Source organism: Spirosoma radiotolerans (assembly GCF_000974425.1).
GTDB classification, from domain to species: domain Bacteria; phylum Bacteroidota; class Bacteroidia; order Cytophagales; family Spirosomataceae; genus Spirosoma; species Spirosoma radiotolerans.
In genome coordinates, this window is the sequence record NZ_CP010429.1 from 682,387 (window position 1) to 698,894 (window position 16,508).

10 protein-coding genes are annotated in these 16,508 nt (G+C 48.4%); 9 read left to right on the forward strand and 1 reads right to left on the reverse strand.

The genetic code is table 11. The features are described from left to right. Positions 1-3: 3 nt before the first annotated feature. The 9 genes from SD10_RS02625 to SD10_RS02665 all read left to right on the forward strand — a co-directional run bounded on the left by SD10_RS02625 (position 4) and on the right by SD10_RS02665 (position 15,940). The gene (locus SD10_RS02625; RefSeq protein ID WP_046375559.1) at positions 4-867 is read left to right on the forward strand and encodes an MBL fold metallo-hydrolase; all 864 of its coding nucleotides are present in this window, start codon (positions 4-6) and stop codon (positions 865-867) included. 151 nt (positions 868-1,018) lie between these two features. Next, positions 1,019-1,798, forward strand: coding sequence for a patatin-like phospholipase family protein (locus tag SD10_RS02630; protein WP_046375560.1), 780 nt, complete (start codon positions 1,019-1,021; stop codon positions 1,796-1,798). 737 nt (positions 1,799-2,535) lie between these two features. Further along, entirely contained in the window at positions 2,536-5,748 is a 3,213-nt protein-coding gene (locus tag SD10_RS02635; protein ID WP_046375561.1) for a SusC/RagA family TonB-linked outer membrane protein, read from the forward strand. A 23-nt stretch (positions 5,749-5,771) separates the two neighbouring features. After that, the gene (locus tag SD10_RS02640) at positions 5,772-7,406 is read left to right on the forward strand and encodes a RagB/SusD family nutrient uptake outer membrane protein (RefSeq protein WP_046375562.1); all 1,635 of its coding nucleotides are present in this window, start codon (positions 5,772-5,774) and stop codon (positions 7,404-7,406) included. A 350-nt stretch (positions 7,407-7,756) separates the two neighbouring features. Next, a complete protein-coding gene (locus tag SD10_RS02645; RefSeq protein WP_046375563.1) occupies positions 7,757-10,789 on the forward strand; it encodes a SusC/RagA family TonB-linked outer membrane protein in 3,033 nt (1,010 codons plus the stop codon). Positions 10,790-10,808: 19 nt separating this feature from the next. Then, entirely contained in the window at positions 10,809-12,200 is a 1,392-nt protein-coding gene (locus tag SD10_RS02650) for a RagB/SusD family nutrient uptake outer membrane protein (RefSeq protein WP_046375564.1), read from the forward strand. Positions 12,201-12,222: 22 nt separating this feature from the next. Then, positions 12,223-13,053, forward strand: a complete 831-nt coding sequence (locus SD10_RS02655; protein WP_046578966.1) for a hypothetical protein — start codon at positions 12,223-12,225, stop codon at positions 13,051-13,053. A 21-nt stretch (positions 13,054-13,074) separates the two neighbouring features. Next, on the forward strand, positions 13,075-13,569 hold the full coding sequence (locus tag SD10_RS02660; protein WP_046375565.1) for a hypothetical protein: 495 nt from the start codon (positions 13,075-13,077) through the stop codon (positions 13,567-13,569). A gap of 4 nt (positions 13,570-13,573) precedes the next feature. Next, positions 13,574-15,940, forward strand: coding sequence for a M43 family zinc metalloprotease (locus SD10_RS02665; protein ID WP_046375566.1), 2,367 nt, complete (start codon positions 13,574-13,576; stop codon positions 15,938-15,940). Positions 15,941-16,073: 133 nt separating this feature from the next. Here the strand turns inward: SD10_RS02665 and SD10_RS02670 are convergent, their stop codons facing one another. Beyond that, complete coding sequence (locus tag SD10_RS02670) at positions 16,074-16,505, reverse strand: hypothetical protein (protein WP_046375567.1); 432 nt, start codon at positions 16,503-16,505, stop codon at positions 16,074-16,076. Between the last annotated feature and the right edge of the window lie 3 nt (positions 16,506-16,508).

Here is a 16,508-nt window from a genome sequence, read left to right on the forward strand (position 1 = left end):
TGTATGCTGATCAAACCCCTTGATACCGGACTTTTCAAACTTGATGGTGGCGCTATGTTTGGCGTGGTTCCGAAGTCGATCTGGCAAAAACAAAGTCCCGCCGATGAGCGAAACCTATGCAACTGGGCCATGCGCTGCCTGCTTGTTGAGGAAGGCAACCGGCTTATGCTGGTCGATACCGGTGCGGGCGACAAGCAGGACGCTAAATTCTTCGCCTATTATGACCTGCCCAACGGGAAAACGCTGGTTGGGGCGGTTGAACAGGCCGGGTACTCCATCAATGATATTACCGATGTCCTGCTGACGCACCTGCACTTCGATCACGCGGGTGGGGCTGTGCAGTACACAGATGCCAGCCGCACGAAGCTCGAAGCAACGTTTCCGCGGGCAAGCTACTGGAGCCATAGTGGTCAGTGGGACTGGGCAACGAACCCTAATCCCCGTGAACGGGCCACGTACCTGCGCGAAAACTTTATGCCCTTGCACGAGAACGACCAGCTTCGGTTTATCGATCAGGAAGACCTGGCTATACCCGGTGTTGACTTGCTTTATGTGGATGGACACACCGAAAAAATGACGTTGCCCACGTTTCAGGTTACGGGCCGTACGGGACAACGGCGTACCGTAGCCTTTTGTGCCGATCTTATACCATCGGTGGCGCACATTCCCGTTCCCTATGTAATGGGGTATGACGTGCGCCCGCTCCTGACACTCAATGAAAAAACGGAGTTTCTTAACCGGGCTGTTGCGGAAGATTGGGTGCTTGTTTTCGATCACGACCCAACCGTCGAAGCCGCCACCTTGGAGCGCACCGACAAGGGCGTCCGGGTAAAAGATACCGGAACATTAGCGGAATTTTTGTCGTAAGGTAGACGACTGGTCCGCGTAGCCGGAAACCAATGACGCCTGGCTTGTTAAGACCTATGTCCTGCTCACCTGCGGCTTGGCGGACCAGTCGTCTACCTGACAAAAACCAAAAAAGTAGACAGACCGTTATCTAATCAATAGTCTGAAATATATGAAAATAGGGTTGGTGTTATCAGGGGGAGGGGCTCGTGGCATTGCTCATCTGGGGGTCATAAAAGCCTTGCAGGAAATGGGCATACCGTTCGACCAGATTGCCGGAACTAGTGCCGGTTCCATTACCGGTGCTTTGCTGGCTCAGGGGTACACACCCGACGAAAGTCTGAAAATCATTGAATCGTCTTCGTTTATGCGCCACTTGCGCCCTGCCTGGAACCGAATGGGCCTGCTGCGTCTGGACATGGTCGTCGACTTATACAGAAAGTACATTCCGCACGACTCATTTGAAGGGCTTAAAATTCCGTTACACGTGGTTGCGGTCGATTTGAATGCTGGCGAACAGGTCGTTTTCGAGAAAGGAGAACTGATCCGACCTGTACTGGCATCATGCTGTTTACCGGGTATTTTTGAGCCAATGCTCATTCACAAACGCCAGTTTGTGGATGGAGGTGTCTTGAATAACTTGCCGGTTGATGTGATCGAAAACAAAGTTGATTTCCTGATCGGATCGCATTGCAATGTATTGGGTCCCCGTAAACCGATTACCTCCATGCGGGGAGTTATTGAGCGTAGCTTAGTGCTTGCCGTGCAAAGCAAAACAAGAGACCGCTTCGCCAAGTGTAACGTGCTGATTGAGCCGCCCCAACTTTCGCAGTATACAACAACGGACATCAGCAAAGCCCGCGAGTTATTTCGGATCGGTCATCAATATACCCGCTCGATGGCGGCAGATATTAGCAAAGCCCTGGAGCGAACAACGCTCGAACTCTCATAGCGTATCATCTGATACACTCATCAAAGCCTCCTATATAATCCTTACGCTTGTTTCCCTTGTTAACTAGCCTGTTAATAAGGGGAGTAGGTTGCTCACCAACAGCTGCTTGACGCTACGGGTTACAATTGCTTAACCGCTTGTAACCCGTAGCGGTCTGCTTAAAGTCCCCACAGCTACCAGTAATAGCGAAATACCTTGCCCCAATTCGGCCTGCGTTTACTAATGGCTACAGATATTACTTAGGTAATATTCCTGTGGTATAGGCAGTTGTTTTTCTAAAGGAGTAACAAGCAACTCGCAGATACATAAGGTAATAATTAAATTACACTTGTCATGAAGTTAACTAAGCACGTGTAGAAAAGCCTCATTCTAAGTAGCGTTACATTTTAACCAGTGAGACACGGTTGATTCGCATATAATAAAAATGCTATTTATTGATTTTTTGTAATACTCATATAAGTTGTATTTAAGTGTGTATATTTTATATTATTCTTCTATTTACTAATACTATGTTAAAAATACTCAGTTATACTTTGTTCTGGAATCAGCGAAAAATTTATCATGTGGGCATATAGTTAATAGCCTTATTTTGATATATGTAAAATTATATTCTGCATTACTATGAGTAGTCACTATAAAAAGCTGAATACTTTACAATATTAGGAATTTTGTATTGCATTTTTTTGGCTATAGTTTTGTAGACACGGAAAAGTATTTTAACCTAACTAACAACACTTATGAGTAGAATTCTATTATTGAGTTTCCTTTTAGTTAACTCAGTATTGTCCACCGCGTGGGCGCAGGAAAGGAAAGTCGTCGGTAAGGTTATATCGGCCGAAGACGGATCAGCCCTACCGGGGGTTTCAGTTGTCGTAAAAGGAACAACGAAAGGAACAAACACGGATGCAAGTGGTGTGTACGTCATCTCAATACCGAGCACGAAAGGTATCTCGCTGGTATTTAGCTTCGTGGGCGTTGTCACACAGGAAGTAAAAGTTGGTAATGAGTCGGAAATAAACGTAAGTCTGGTATCCGACTCCCGTCAGTTATCCGAAGTCGTCGTAACCGGCGTCGGGGTGGCCACCTCTAAGGCTAAACTTGGTATCGCCGTCGAATCCGTTTCGGCGAAAGATTTGCCAGCCGCGCCAACAGCCTCCATTGACCAGGCGCTTGTTGGTAAAATTGCGGGCGCTCAGATTGTCAGCGCCAACGGTACACCCGGCTCAAAAGCGAATATTCTGCTTCGGGGAATCAACACAATCAACCGTGGTACGGCGCCTATCGTCCTGATGGATGGTGTACAGGTTGGTTCTACTGACCTTAACTCGCTGGATCTGAATACAATTGATCGGGTAGAGGTCATTCAGGGAGCAGCCGCCGGTACGCTTTATGGTGCCCAGGGCGCCAACGGTGTTATTCAGTTGTTCAGCAAACGGGGTAAAGATGGCCCGGCCCAAATTAGTTTTTCTAACAGCTATGCCACGAACTCGTATATCAATCAGGGCGGTGTTGGACAGGCCGACAAGCATGCTTTCGTGACGGATGCCAGCAACAATGTTATCGGTGTATCCGGCAAGCCACTTACGTTCGATCCGGCGACTAGTACCTGGAGTGAAAACGTTCAATACAATGCATTGGATGTTAACAGCCAGGCCAACAAGCCATACGATCAAAATCTGAAGTTCTACGATTACTATAGCATGTTCTTCAAACCTTCCGAAACGATCAACAACTCGTTGAACATATCGGGCGGAAGTGGAAGGGCTGATTACAGCATTACGGCCTCAAATAGTTATCAGACCACTATTCTGAAAAATAACGGAGCCTACAACCGGAGTAACCTCGTCAGCAACATAGGCATGACCCTGGCTAAGAACCTGACCCTACGCAGTGTTACGCAGTTGGTTTATACCAAAAATACGATTAACACCTACGACCGGGCCGTATGGTATGACATCAACAATACTCGTCCGTTCAACAATTACGATTACAAGGATCCCGATGGAAACTATGCTGCTTATTATGGTAGTGCTTCAGGCGTAAACGGCTATAATCCAAATTATCGCCTGCAGTACCGGAACCATTTTGATAATAAGGTCGATGTTATTCAGAGCGTGGAATTGGATTATAAGCCCATTAAATACCTGGATCTCAACGCTAAATATGGCCTGAACTATACGCAGGAGGAAGAACGGTATAATTACGCAAACCAGACCCTGAATCGGAATATCATTGCCAACGGAGCAGGTTATGCTACGAGCACAAATGCCAGTGATGCGAAAGGTGAGGTTTCAACGTACGAATACAAAACGGTATTCCAGAACTTCCTGGCCAGCGCGTTCATCAAAACGGATTTCCAGGAAGATTTCAAACTGAATGTTCCCATTCGGACATCGACGCAGGTATCTTTCGATTACCGGCAAAATAACTACAGTGAGTTTGATACATACGGTCTTGGTCTTCCTACCTATACACCCTATACAGGTGCGCAGGCTAGTACTTACCGGATATCACTTGATAACCGCACGCCGTTTGTCACGTATGGCTACCTGATTAATCAGCATATCGAATATGGTGAACTCCTGGGCGTTACGGCTGGTTTTCGCTCGGATTATTCATCTGCTTTTGGTCGCGGGTCAACACCGTTCACGTTCCCACACGCCGATGGATACATTCGTCCTTCGTCGCTTAAGTTCTGGCAGAATAGCACTTTAGGAACATACGTACCCGAATTCAAGCTACGGGCAGCATATGGTGAAGCGGGTATTCAGCCAAAACCATTCGACCGCTACGTGACATTAGGTACCCGGACATTTGGTGCTAATAACGTATTTTATAATACCACTACGCAAAGCAACCCGGATCTGGGTGTAGAAGTCTCGAAAGAACTCGAAATAGGCACTGACTTTACGGTGAAAGGCGGGAACGGCGACTGGCTCAAACGGCTCAATTTTTCGTTCAGCTACTGGAATCGCTCGACCGATAACGCTATCTATAACGTAAACTCGGCTCCATCGACAGGGGTGGGTACGGTTAAAGATAATGCGTTCTCACTGTCTTCCAGAGGAACACAGATCTCGTTAAACGCAACGGTTTACCGGGGTAACAACATCACCTGGAATTTTACGACCAATTTTGGGCACCAGAGTTCACAGATCGACGCAGTAAAAGGGAATCAGCAAATTGTTGTTACGTCCAGCGCCGGTAGCACCAACTACGTGCTGAAAGCAGGCCAGAAAATTGGACAGTTGTTCGGTTATTTAGGCATTCACAGCCTCGATCAGATTCTGCCCGACGGCACCCCCGCCATTTCGGAAGCCAACAAACCTAACTACGAAGTGGCCAGCAATGGATATGTCGTCAACAAAGCGACCAAGCAGCCGCTCTTTAGCTCAGGTCAGTACAGCTTTGGTGACCCGAATCCTACGTTTGTTTCGTCGTTCATCAATGATATTTCGTTCCGTGACATCGTGACGTTGAATTTCCAGTTCGATTGGACCCAGGGAAGCCATTTGTACAACCAAACGAAAGAATGGATGTATCGTGATGGTATCCATAAGGATTACACAACGCCAATTACGATCAACGGTCAAACAGGTGCCTGGACAGCTTTCTATCGGGGTATTTATCAGGCTGGTGCCAACAATGGAACGAAGGACTACTTCTACGAAGACGCTTCTTTTGTTCGGCTGCGTAACGTAGCCTTAGGGGTCGAGCTGACGAAACTCATCAAGTTACCTATGCGTCGCCTACAGGTCGTCTTTAGCGGTCGTAATATCCTGACCTTTACGAAGTACACCGGCTTTGATCCTGAAATAAGCTCAGGCCAGACAACGGGTAGCAACTTGTCGAGTGGTGGTGGCGAAAACTCCGCATGGGACCGGGGCACAGATCACAACACGACGCCAAACAACCGCTCGTACCAGGTCTCCCTCAACTTCGGTTTCTAATTCATTTTCAGCACGAACAACTCATGAAAAAATATATAAAAAATACGGTTTTGTCTCTTGCGCTGGTTAGCCTTTTGGGTGCCTGTAAGGAGCAACTGGATGTAAAAAATCCCAATCAGCCTACGCCGTCGAGTGCCTCCACCGAAACAGGGGTCATTGGCCTGGCTCAGGGTAGTGTGTACATCAACGGATTCAAAGATGGAATTAAGTATTACGACGGTATCCCTGGTTATTTCTGGACAGGTGCTGTTGGGTTCCATGAAATGATGGGCGATGTGGTTGGCGAAGAAGCGGCCAACGTATATGGCAATCAGATTGGCATGCCCGATGTTGTAATCCTGGATGACGGCACAAAAGTACTTAACCCCAGTGCGATCAACAGTCAGATTGCGCTGATCCGGACCATCAATACGAACGCCAATGCAGGTGCCAACCCGCTATTCTATGAATGGGGGTATATGTACAACCTGAATAACGCCATGAATAACGTGATTGACATTGCCAAGACAACGACGTTTTCGGGTGATGCAACTAGCTCGGCAGCCAAAAAGAATACGGTTTTGGCCTGGGCTTACTGGTGGAAAGGCTATGCCTATTCGCGGATTGGTTCGATTTACTACGCGGGCTTAATCAATGACAAAACGGCGGCTACGAATGCCAACTATGTCACAAAAGAGAAAATCATTGACGAAGCCAACAAAAACCTCGATCAGGCGGCCGCGTTATTGACCGCGCTGGGTACAGATGCAAATTATACCGCCACGATTACCGCCCTGATTCCGCAGTTTAATCAAGTTGGCAAAGGTGTTCCGCCAACAACAGACATGTGGAAACGGAGCATCAATACGCTCAAAGCCCGTAACATTCTGGTGAATACAACGGCCGCTGCTATGACGGCCGCTCAATGGGGGCAGATTCTGACGTTGACAAATGATGGCGTAAAATCGACGGACAATGTATTTACGGGCCGGTCGACCGATAACGCCGATTTTATCTCCAGCGTAAATGGCAGCATGGCCGCTAAATCGACCGGCGTACCGGGTACGGTTACGTATAAAATCAGCGAACGCTTGATACAGGACTTCCCCGCGGGCGATAAACGGTTGACTAATAATTTTACGCAGTTGGCTGCTCCGGCGCTGTTCAACTCCGACCGTGGTAACTCATTCAACACGCGCTGGCAGTTAGTAAGTGGCGGCAAAGGACAAGCAGGTGTAGTTGTATTGAGTAACTTAACGGTTGGTGCGTATGAACTCTACCTGGCCAGCACGTACGAAGAAAATGAACTGATGAAGGCCGAGGCTAAAATCTACACGGGTGATATTGCTGGTGGGCTGGCGTCTATCGATGCTGTACGGTCATTTCAGGGAGCTGGTTTGGCACCGCTGAGTGGCCTGTCTCTCGCCGACGCTAAGGAGGCTCTTCGCAAAGAACGTCGGGTTGGTCTGGTCTTCCGCGGATTGTCTTTTTACGATGCACGTCGTTGGGAGGTCATCACCAAGGGTCGCACAGGGGCTGTTGTGGTTGACAAAGCTGGTAAAGTGAACACCAATGCCACCATTCAGTATAACTTCCTCGATTATTGGGATGTTCCGGATAACGAGTTAGCGTACAATCCGGCTGCTGCAGGTAGTGCACCCATAAAGAACCCGAAGTAATACAAAAAGCATACTGTTTCAATAATACATAGATTATACTGTTACGAAGGCTCTCTGCTACTGGCAGGGAGCCTTTTTGGTATACTAAGATGCATATTGTTTGTAAAACAGAAACGGTTCTGAATCGAACAGGAGAAAATTGACGTATAGGCAGTAAAATCAGGTAAACTAACACGCCAGATCAGGATGGAGACAGGTTCAGTAAACTACCCGACTGAGGCCGTATATTTATACGATGGAGGTGATTTTTGCGTTTGAAAAAATAGTAGCTTGCTACGTTTTCTAGTATATTGTTTTGTTTGTTTGGGTGCCAGAACTTTAAAAGACTTTACTTGGAGTATAACGTATACATGAGGAAATTTTATTGTGGTATTATCTGGTCAGCATGGCTGCTCCTGCTGCCGGGCTATTTGCTCGCCCAAAGTCAGCGTATAACAGGTACGGTTACATCGGCTCAGGATGGCTTGCCCATTCCCGGCGTCAATGTTATCGTAAAGGGAACAACAAACGGCGTCAGCACCGACGCGAATGGTAAGTACAGCATTACGGCCCCTGGTCCGACGGCTGTATTATTGCTTTCTTCTATTGGCCTAGTATCGCAGGAGGTAACGGTGGGTAACCGCACGGTTATCAATGTGAAAATGCAGGAGGCCGTCAATGAGTTGACACAGGTAGTCGTTACGGGTTACAACACAACTCAGCGTAAAGACATTACTGGCTCTATTGCGTCTATTTCGCCTGACAAATTTAAAGATATTCCCGTAACCAGTTTCGACCAGGCTTTACAAGGGCAGGCGGCTGGTGTGCAGGTAACACAATCGTCTGGTACACCGGGTGGAGGACTTACTGTTCGGGTGCGGGGGAATACATCCATTTCGGCCAGCAACCGTCCTTTGTTCATTGTCGATGGTGTCCCCGTGGAAGATGGTTCATTATCTGGTCGTGATTTTGGTGGCCAGACGGATAACGCGTTTGCCCTATTTAACCCCAACGATATTGAGTCTATCCAAGTATTAAAAGATGCCTCTGCAAAAGCCATTTATGGGTCAAGAGCAGCTAACGGTGTAGTACTGGTAACGACTAAGCGGGGTAAAGCGCAGAAAACAACCTTCACTGCTGATGTGCAGCGAGGAATAACGGACGTGGTTCGTCGGCCCGACCTGTTGAATGCCACGGAATTGCTTGATCTACAACGGGAGGCTGTCACTAATGCTGGACTGGATCCGGATAAGTTGGGGTTGATTAAAGGCGTTACCGATGGGCAAAATACCGACTGGGTGAATGCTGTGCTTCGGAAAGGCGTTTACCAGCAGTATCAGGTATCGACCCAGGGTGGTAATGACCGTACTCAGTTCTACCTTAGTGGTAGCTATCGCAACGAACAGGGCGTTCAATTGAATAATCAGTTTACCCGTCTTACAGGTCAATTAAAGCTGGATCATAAGGCTACGGATAAGCTTTCATTTGGAACGAACCTGACTTTATCTAGGGTGCTGAACAAGCGCGTCAAGGGCGATAATTTTCTGGACGGTGTCTATTCTGGAGCAGTGAAGAGTCTTCCATACTACTCACCTTATAATGAACAGGGCCGTTTGTATGTCCCGACTGATGCCGAGTACCCGGGGTTTCCTAATTTCAATCCGGTGGCTCAGGCTTTGTTACCGCGCTTTAATGCCTATACTGTGAAACTTCTTGGTGGGCTATACGCTGAATATGAGATTCTACAGAATCTACGCTTCCGCTCGAAGGTAAGTATTGACTATAATAACGTAACTGAAGATCAGTTTGAACCCTCGACGACGGCTATTGGTGGTTTTCTGACCAGTGTCGGTGGGCAGGGCTACGGTGTTTTTATAAATACAGCTACATCAACTTTTGTCAATACAAACACATTAACCTACAATTTTCAGCTAGCCGAAAAACATCAGTTTAATGCACTGGCAGGGGTAGAAATCTTGGAGCGTACACAGCGGAGTGGGGATGTTCAGGGAAGGTTATTTCCCAGCGATGACTTCACGTACATAAGCTCAGCCGGTATTGTTGATCAGGGGGGCTCGTCTGTAGTAAATAATGGCTTGTTCTCGTCGTTTGGTGAAGTTCGCTATAGCTACGATGAGAAATACCTGGCAACAATAACCGCTCGCTACGATGGTTCGTCGCGTTTCGGACAGAGTAAGCGGTTCGGCGTATTTCCATCTGCATCGTTTGCCTGGCGTATTTCGAGCGAAAAGTTTATGGAACGTTTCCGGTTCCTGAGCGATCTAAAACTGCGGGCCAGCTATGGCTTTACCGGTAACGAACGCATTGGTGATTTTCAATTCCTGGGTACCTGGTCGTCGGTTACATACAGCGGTTCAACGGGTGTTGGCCCTTCTGCACTGGCCAATGCTAATCTGCAATGGGAGCGCACTCGCGAATCGAACATCGGTCTGGATGCGTCTTTTTTTAGTGGACGACTCAATGTGATCTTTGATGCATATGACAACCTGACCGATAAGCTGTTATTCGCTCAGCCTATTCCACAAACCACAGGTTTTAGTACGGTGCAGGGTAATATTGGAAAAGTGTCTAACAAAGGCTTAGAACTAACCATATCCACAGTCAATTTAAACCGGGCAGTTCGTTGGAGTACGGACCTGAACCTATCGCACAATAGCAATAAAGTAGTCGAATTGGCTAGTTCCGAACCGGTTTTTCGCGGCTACCAGGGAAATGGGGTATCAAATACGAACGTTGTTTTACCAGGTCAGCCCCTGGGAACGTTTTGGGGATTGAAGTTTTTAGGCGTTGATCCAGCTACCGGTGATGCCATTTACGACGATAAAAACGGGGATGGCCGTATTACGCCAGCCGATGGCCAGGTGATCGGTAACGCACAGCCTAAACTTTATGGAGGCCTAACGAATAAAGTATCCTGGAAAGGGATTGATTTGAGCGCTTTGCTTCAGTTTTCGTACGGAAACAGTATTTTGAATTTTTCAAATCAGACGCTGCTGAACTCGGGTGCCGATATTCAGAATAACCAAACACGGCAGGCCTTAAAACGGTGGCGTAAAGAAGGTGACATCACGAGTGTTCCCCGCTACGTGTATCAGAATACGTACAACAACTACACGAGCAGCCGATTTATTGAGGATGGGTCGTACCTGCGCCTGAAGAACGTATCGCTGGGGTATAATTTCCCGAAGGCCTGGATCAACAAATACAAAGTTAGTAACGCCCGTCTGTATGTGTCAGCAACGAATATTCTGACCTGGACTCGTTATTCTGGCCCCGATCCGGAAGTAAGCACGCTTGATGGATCGACCACTGCTCAGGGTATTGACTTCTTTACGTTTCCTCAGGTGAAAACCCTGATTGTGGGGGCAACGCTCAATTTTTAATTCAATACTTCGCTTTACAATGATTCGCTATATACGATATACTTTATTGATTACGCTGATTGGTCTGGCAGCCTGTCAGGAAGTACTGGAACCCAAACCAGTGACGCTCCTCGTTGATGAGTTGGTGCTCAACGAACCAAACGATGTGCAACCCGTTCGGATCGGTCTGTACAGCGCCTTCCGGAGCATGGCGGCTCCAAATATCATAGCCGGTGATTTTACCGCCGATTACATCCAGGCGAACGGTACGTATACCGACGAAATTGAACTGGGTACAAAGCGTATTACCGCTACCAACGGAGCCGTTGACGCGTTGTGGAGCGGATTGTACCGGACAATTTACGTCGCGAACTTTATCCTGGAGCGTTTGCCTGCTTTAACGACTGTGCCGGAAGCCACCCGAAAACAGGTACTTGCCGAGGCTCGGTTTATGCGGGGATGGGCCAACTTCATTGGCGTTTACACATATGGTGATATTCCTAAAGTTACGTCTACGGATCAATCTGCTAATACCACTATTCCACGAATTGCTAAAGCCGACATGTTGGCGTCTGTTCTGGCCGACTATCAGGCAGCTCTGGCGGATTTGCCAAGCGTGACATCTGCGTCGACCAATGCAACGACGAATGCCACCTATCTCAATAAAATAAATTGTCAGGCAGCGTTGGCACGCTACTACTTGTATCAAAAAAACTGGGCTCAGGCCGAGTCGTTGGCTACTGTTGTCATTAACTCAGGGGTATACGCCCTACAAACCAATTATTCTGACATTGTTACGAAAGATTTCACCAGCGAATCAATTCTGGAAGTTGGTTATAACCTGACTGATGATCCGGGAACCAGTAACGATCCGGTTACAGGTTCACCTGGGTTAAACAACTTGCTGGTTGGCCGTCGGGAGGTCATTCCTTCCAATCAGTTAGTCAGTTCACTGCTTTCGGCCGAAGCCGGTACCCGGAGTACCACCATTACGTTTAACGCACAACAGCAACGGGGTAATGATAACGGTTGGACCGTACGAAAATATGGAACGGCTTCTGAGGATAACAACAACATTGTGTTAATGCGGCTGGCCGAGATGTATTTGATCCGGGCCGAAGCGCGGGCGCAACAGGGCAAACTAACGGGTACAACGGGAGCCATTGCTGATCTAAACGTACTCCGTACCCGAGCGAAAGCACCCGCGATAACGGCAGGCGCTCAGGCCGATGTGTTATTAGCCGTTGAGCGTGAGCGCGTGTATGAACTGGCGTTTGAAGGACAACGCTGGTATGATCTGGTGCGAACAGGGCGGGCACAGGCTGTTATGTCGGCGTTTTCGCCCAACTGGAATAGCCGGTATGAACTCTGGCCGATTCCTCAACGGGAGATTCAACAAAATACGGCCCTTCAACAAAACCCAGGGTATTAAGTAATAGAGCGTTTTAATGATTATGAGAAAACATAAACTATACGGGCTAATCGGAATGGTCATGTTGCTGGGTATGGCAATCGTTGCCTGTGAAACAAGTGACGTTGACCGTACTTTCGAGGGGCCTTATTTTGTCCGCTTTACCGATACGACCGTAACGTATAAAGAGAGTTATAGTAAACCGATTGCCATTCAGGTTCATAATGTTGGCCCCATCCTGGACCAACCCATCACGGTCAACTATGTGGTGAGCGGCACCGCCCGAGAAGGGAAAGAGTATACCATAGTTGGCACCAAAGGAACGGTTGTCATACCCGCGAAGGCAAGTTCGGGCAACATCATGGTGCAGTTGATCAACAATGCGAATAATATTCTGGAATCATCGTCGCTAACGTTTACCCTCACAGGGGTTCAGCCGAGCACATTGCAGGTTGGATTCGGGAAAAACAGTATTGTTGGAAAAACACTGGTGCTGACCATTCAGGACGATTGCTTGTTGGGTGGGTCTTACACAGGCACTCAGAAATATGGTGCACAGACGGCTACCGTTTCCAACATAGCCATTACCAGCACCGACTGTAAGAACTATCTTTTGAGCAACTGGAACATCGGCATCCCCTTTTTCTCGTTTGACGCCATTAAGCCAACCCTGACCTTTATTGATAATGGGGATAACTCCCTCACCGTGCCGACACAGGGCAATGCTGAATTGGGATCAACGGATACCATTAAAGGAAGCGGTGCCTGGAATCCCCGCGATAAGAAGATCACGCTGAATCTTCAGTTCAAGATTGCACTCAGTAGTACGAAAGACACAACCCTAAATTACGTACAGACCTATACGCCCCAGTAAGGCATTTGACGAGTTTCGACTATGCGACAATTTATACGCTTATTATTCATTCCGGCTGTGATCGGATGGCTCCTGGGGGGCTGTTCCGAGAAAATAGAGCCGAAGCCTGCTACGTATTCGCAATTGCTGACCGGCACCGACAAAAAATCCTGGCGCATGGTTTCACTTCAAGTCATTGATAATGGTACACCGTCGGGTGTGATACCTATTTCTCAAAGTGGCGTAAATCCTTGCATAACAGACGATTTGTGTACTTTTTACGCTGATGCGGAACACAAATTTGAAGCCAGCGAAGGAGCAACCAAATGTAGTTCCGCTGACCCGGATGTTTACGTAACCGACACGTGGACGCTCGTTAATGCCAATGCGACGCTGGAGTTTTATTTGCCGATACTGAATGGTAAATATCCTTGGACAATAAAGAACCTGACGGCTACGGTACTGACAATTCAATATTATTTCCCGGATATTGATGCCAGCTACCAGTTTACGTTTAACTCGACTACAACCAAATAGGCGTATGTTTCGATTAGTACTCAGCCTACTACTGCTCGTGCTGGTAACTGCTGGTGTTCGTGCGCAGGCACCTCAGCAATGCATTACCATGCAAATGGATAGTTTGCTACGGGCCAAACATCCCGAAATGGGCACCCTCGCTGATTTCGAGCGGTCGTTGCAGCGCAAAATGGTTGAACTCAAAAAGCAAATGGCCAATGGCCGGACTGGATTGGCTACGGTCATCACCATTCCAGTGGTCGTTCACGTTGTGCACAATGGCGAATCGGTTGGATCAGGCCGAAACATTAGTCAGGCGCAGGTGCAGGCCCAGTTGGCCACATTAAATGAAGATTATCGCCGGAGAGCGGGTACCCGCGGTTTTAACGACAATCCAATTGGAGCCGATATCGAAATTGAGTTTTGCCCCGCCGTGGTCAACCCGCAGGGCCAGGCTATGGCCGAACCGGGTATCGACCGGTACAATGGTAACCAGGCCAACTGGAATCAGAATAATATTGAAGGCGTATTGAAACCCAGCACCTACTGGAATCCCGATAAATATTACAACATATGGGTGGTCGATTTGAATGACGCCGTGGCGGGTGGTGGCCAACTGCTCGGATACGCGCAGTTTCCAAGCCAGTCGAATCTGGCGGGTATTCCAACCGACAGCCCGGCCAGTACCGATGGCGTAGTGATCGATTATCGTTCCTTCGGGAATGCGGAGAAGGGCAACTTTCCGACCATGCGGGCCACGTATAACCTGGGCCGTACGCTGACGCACGAAACCGGCCACTGGCTGGGCCTGCGCCACATCTGGGGAGATGCCAGTTGTGGCGACGATTTTTGTGCCGATACGCCCCCTCAGGCATCGGCGAGCAGCGGCTGTCCGGTAGGCCGGGTAAGTTGTGGGTCAACGAACCTGGTGCAGAACTACATGGATTACTCCAATGATGCCTGCATGAATATTTTCACGCTCAACCAGAAAGACCGCATCCGGGCGGTCATGGCCTTGAGCCCACGGCGGCTTAGCCTGTTGTCGTCCAACGTATGTGGTACGCTGGTGGCAAGCCGCCCCGTGTCGAATTTCCGGGCTGATAATCAGCAGGTATTGCTGGGCGGACAGATTAAATTCAACGATCTATCGGATGGATTCCCGACGAGCTGGTCGTGGACATTTGAAGGGGGTACCCCCGCTACCTCAACGGAGCAGAACCCAACCGTTACCTACACCCAGCCCGGTAAATTCAAAGTGACACTGGTCACCTCGAATGCCATTGGTCAATCCGATCCCGTTGTTCGCACTGAATACATTGAAGTATTGAACGCGGGCCTTTGCAGTGATATGACCAACTTCAACGGTACACCAACCATCTTGCGGGAAGTGAACGGAACGGGCTATGTAGCCGGACAAAATAGCCACCGGAGTCAGGCGGTTTCGGAGTTCTTTGCCAACAAGCTCGGGTATTCGAATCTGGCCGGAGCCTCCCTGAAATTTGGCGTAGCGAAAGCGGCCAAAGGCGCCACAACGGAGTCGGTGGTGACGGTGACGGTCTGGAATGGCCGGGGTTTCCAGAATGGACCGGGCGCAATCCTGACACAGAAAGATGTTCCCCTACGAGTGATTCTGGACGATGTGGCCAACAATCGACCAACGAACGTTACGTTTGACAGGAACGTACCCTTGAGCAGTTTACCCTTCCACATTGGTATCACTTTGCCCTATGCGTCGGGTGACACAGTAGCGCTGGTGACGACCAAAAATGGGGAGTCGCTTTCGGCAACATCCTGGCGCCAGAATCAGAAAGGCGACTGGCTGCGGTATGCCGATAGTCTGGGGCTAAACGTGGCGCATAACATCGCGGCTGTTGTGGGTCAGAAATCATTCGTTCAAATTGCGGCCTCCGCTATCTTTATCGATCCGGGACAAACCGTTACGCTGAATGCCCGCGGGGCCAGTATCTTCACCTGGTCAGGAGCGGGGCTGAACACGACCCTGGGACCACAGGTAATTGCCCAACCGACGCAAACAACGTCGTATACAGTGGCAGGTTCGGGGCTGGATCTGTGCAGCACCACCGCTGTCGTGACCATCAACGTCCGAGCAGGAACCGTCACGGCCTCAACGCCCCTGGCTGAGCAGTCGTTACAGGTAACGCCCAACCCGAGTGATGGCCAAATGATGGTGTTGTTCAACGGTCCACTACGGGGTGCCTTGACGCTGGGTGTGCGTACCCTGAACGGGGTTGAACTGATCCGGCAAAATCACCAGAAAACGGCCGACCTCTTCCAGCAACCCCTTGACCTGAAAACCGCCCCCGCAGGCGTGTATTTTGTGGAGGTCAGGCTAGGGGAGCAGGTGTACCGAAGTCGGGTAGTGAAGCAGTGAATGGGATAATAGAAATAAGCCGTACCGGTGTTGTAACTACGATACGGCTTATCCAGTACTAACATAAAACAAGTTAATGGCAAATCTAGGAAGCTCTATTTACAGATTTCATTTCTTACTGGCTTATTATCATTCAAACTTTACGCGTGCTAAGTACGCGGAAAAGTAGTATAGCTGAACTAATCAGAAATAATACACTTGAGCCAATAAACCAGTGATTTCTATTGACTATATCTGGATACCCATTAGCAAACATTCCATACCCTTGAAGGATAACTATTATGGCTAATATTCCAATAGCTATAATTATTACTAGTCGTTTACCGATGTTTTTATCCAAAATTAAGCTCCCAAGATATATCCAACTCAGAAGTACAAGTAAGTAACCCAGCTTTTCAGGAGGTGAGCCTGCAAATACGGCCGCAGAGGCCAATATAAGTATAGGCCAATCAAGTTTTGAATCATCAAAAGTGATTGAAGCAAAGGACACGACAATTAGTATCTCAAGTGCTTTTATTGAGGAGTAAGGATATTTAGATTTTTTTTCGTTTAATAACTCTTTCATAAA

Excerpts from the sequence above, each read along its gene's own strand:
- SD10_RS02625 (WP_046375559.1), top strand. The coding sequence starts at position 4 with ATGCTGATCAAACCCCTTGATACCGGACTTTTCAAACTTGATGGTGGC.
- SD10_RS02630 (WP_046375560.1), top strand. The coding sequence starts at position 1,019 with ATGAAAATAGGGTTGGTGTTATCAGGGGGAGGGGCTCGTGGCATTGCT.
- SD10_RS02635 (WP_046375561.1), top strand. The coding sequence starts at position 2,536 with ATGAGTAGAATTCTATTATTGAGTTTCCTTTTAGTTAACTCAGTATTG.
- SD10_RS02640 (WP_046375562.1), top strand. The coding sequence starts at position 5,772 with ATGAAAAAATATATAAAAAATACGGTTTTGTCTCTTGCGCTGGTTAGC.
- SD10_RS02645 (WP_046375563.1), top strand. The coding sequence starts at position 7,757 with ATGAGGAAATTTTATTGTGGTATTATCTGGTCAGCATGGCTGCTCCTG.
- SD10_RS02650 (WP_046375564.1), top strand. The coding sequence starts at position 10,809 with ATGATTCGCTATATACGATATACTTTATTGATTACGCTGATTGGTCTG.
- SD10_RS02655 (WP_046578966.1), top strand. The coding sequence starts at position 12,223 with ATGAGAAAACATAAACTATACGGGCTAATCGGAATGGTCATGTTGCTG.
- SD10_RS02660 (WP_046375565.1), top strand. The coding sequence starts at position 13,075 with ATGCGACAATTTATACGCTTATTATTCATTCCGGCTGTGATCGGATGG.
- SD10_RS02665 (WP_046375566.1), top strand. The coding sequence starts at position 13,574 with ATGTTTCGATTAGTACTCAGCCTACTACTGCTCGTGCTGGTAACTGCT.
- SD10_RS02670 (WP_046375567.1), bottom strand. The coding sequence starts at position 16,505 with ATGAAAGAGTTATTAAACGAAAAAAAATCTAAATATCCTTACTCCTCA.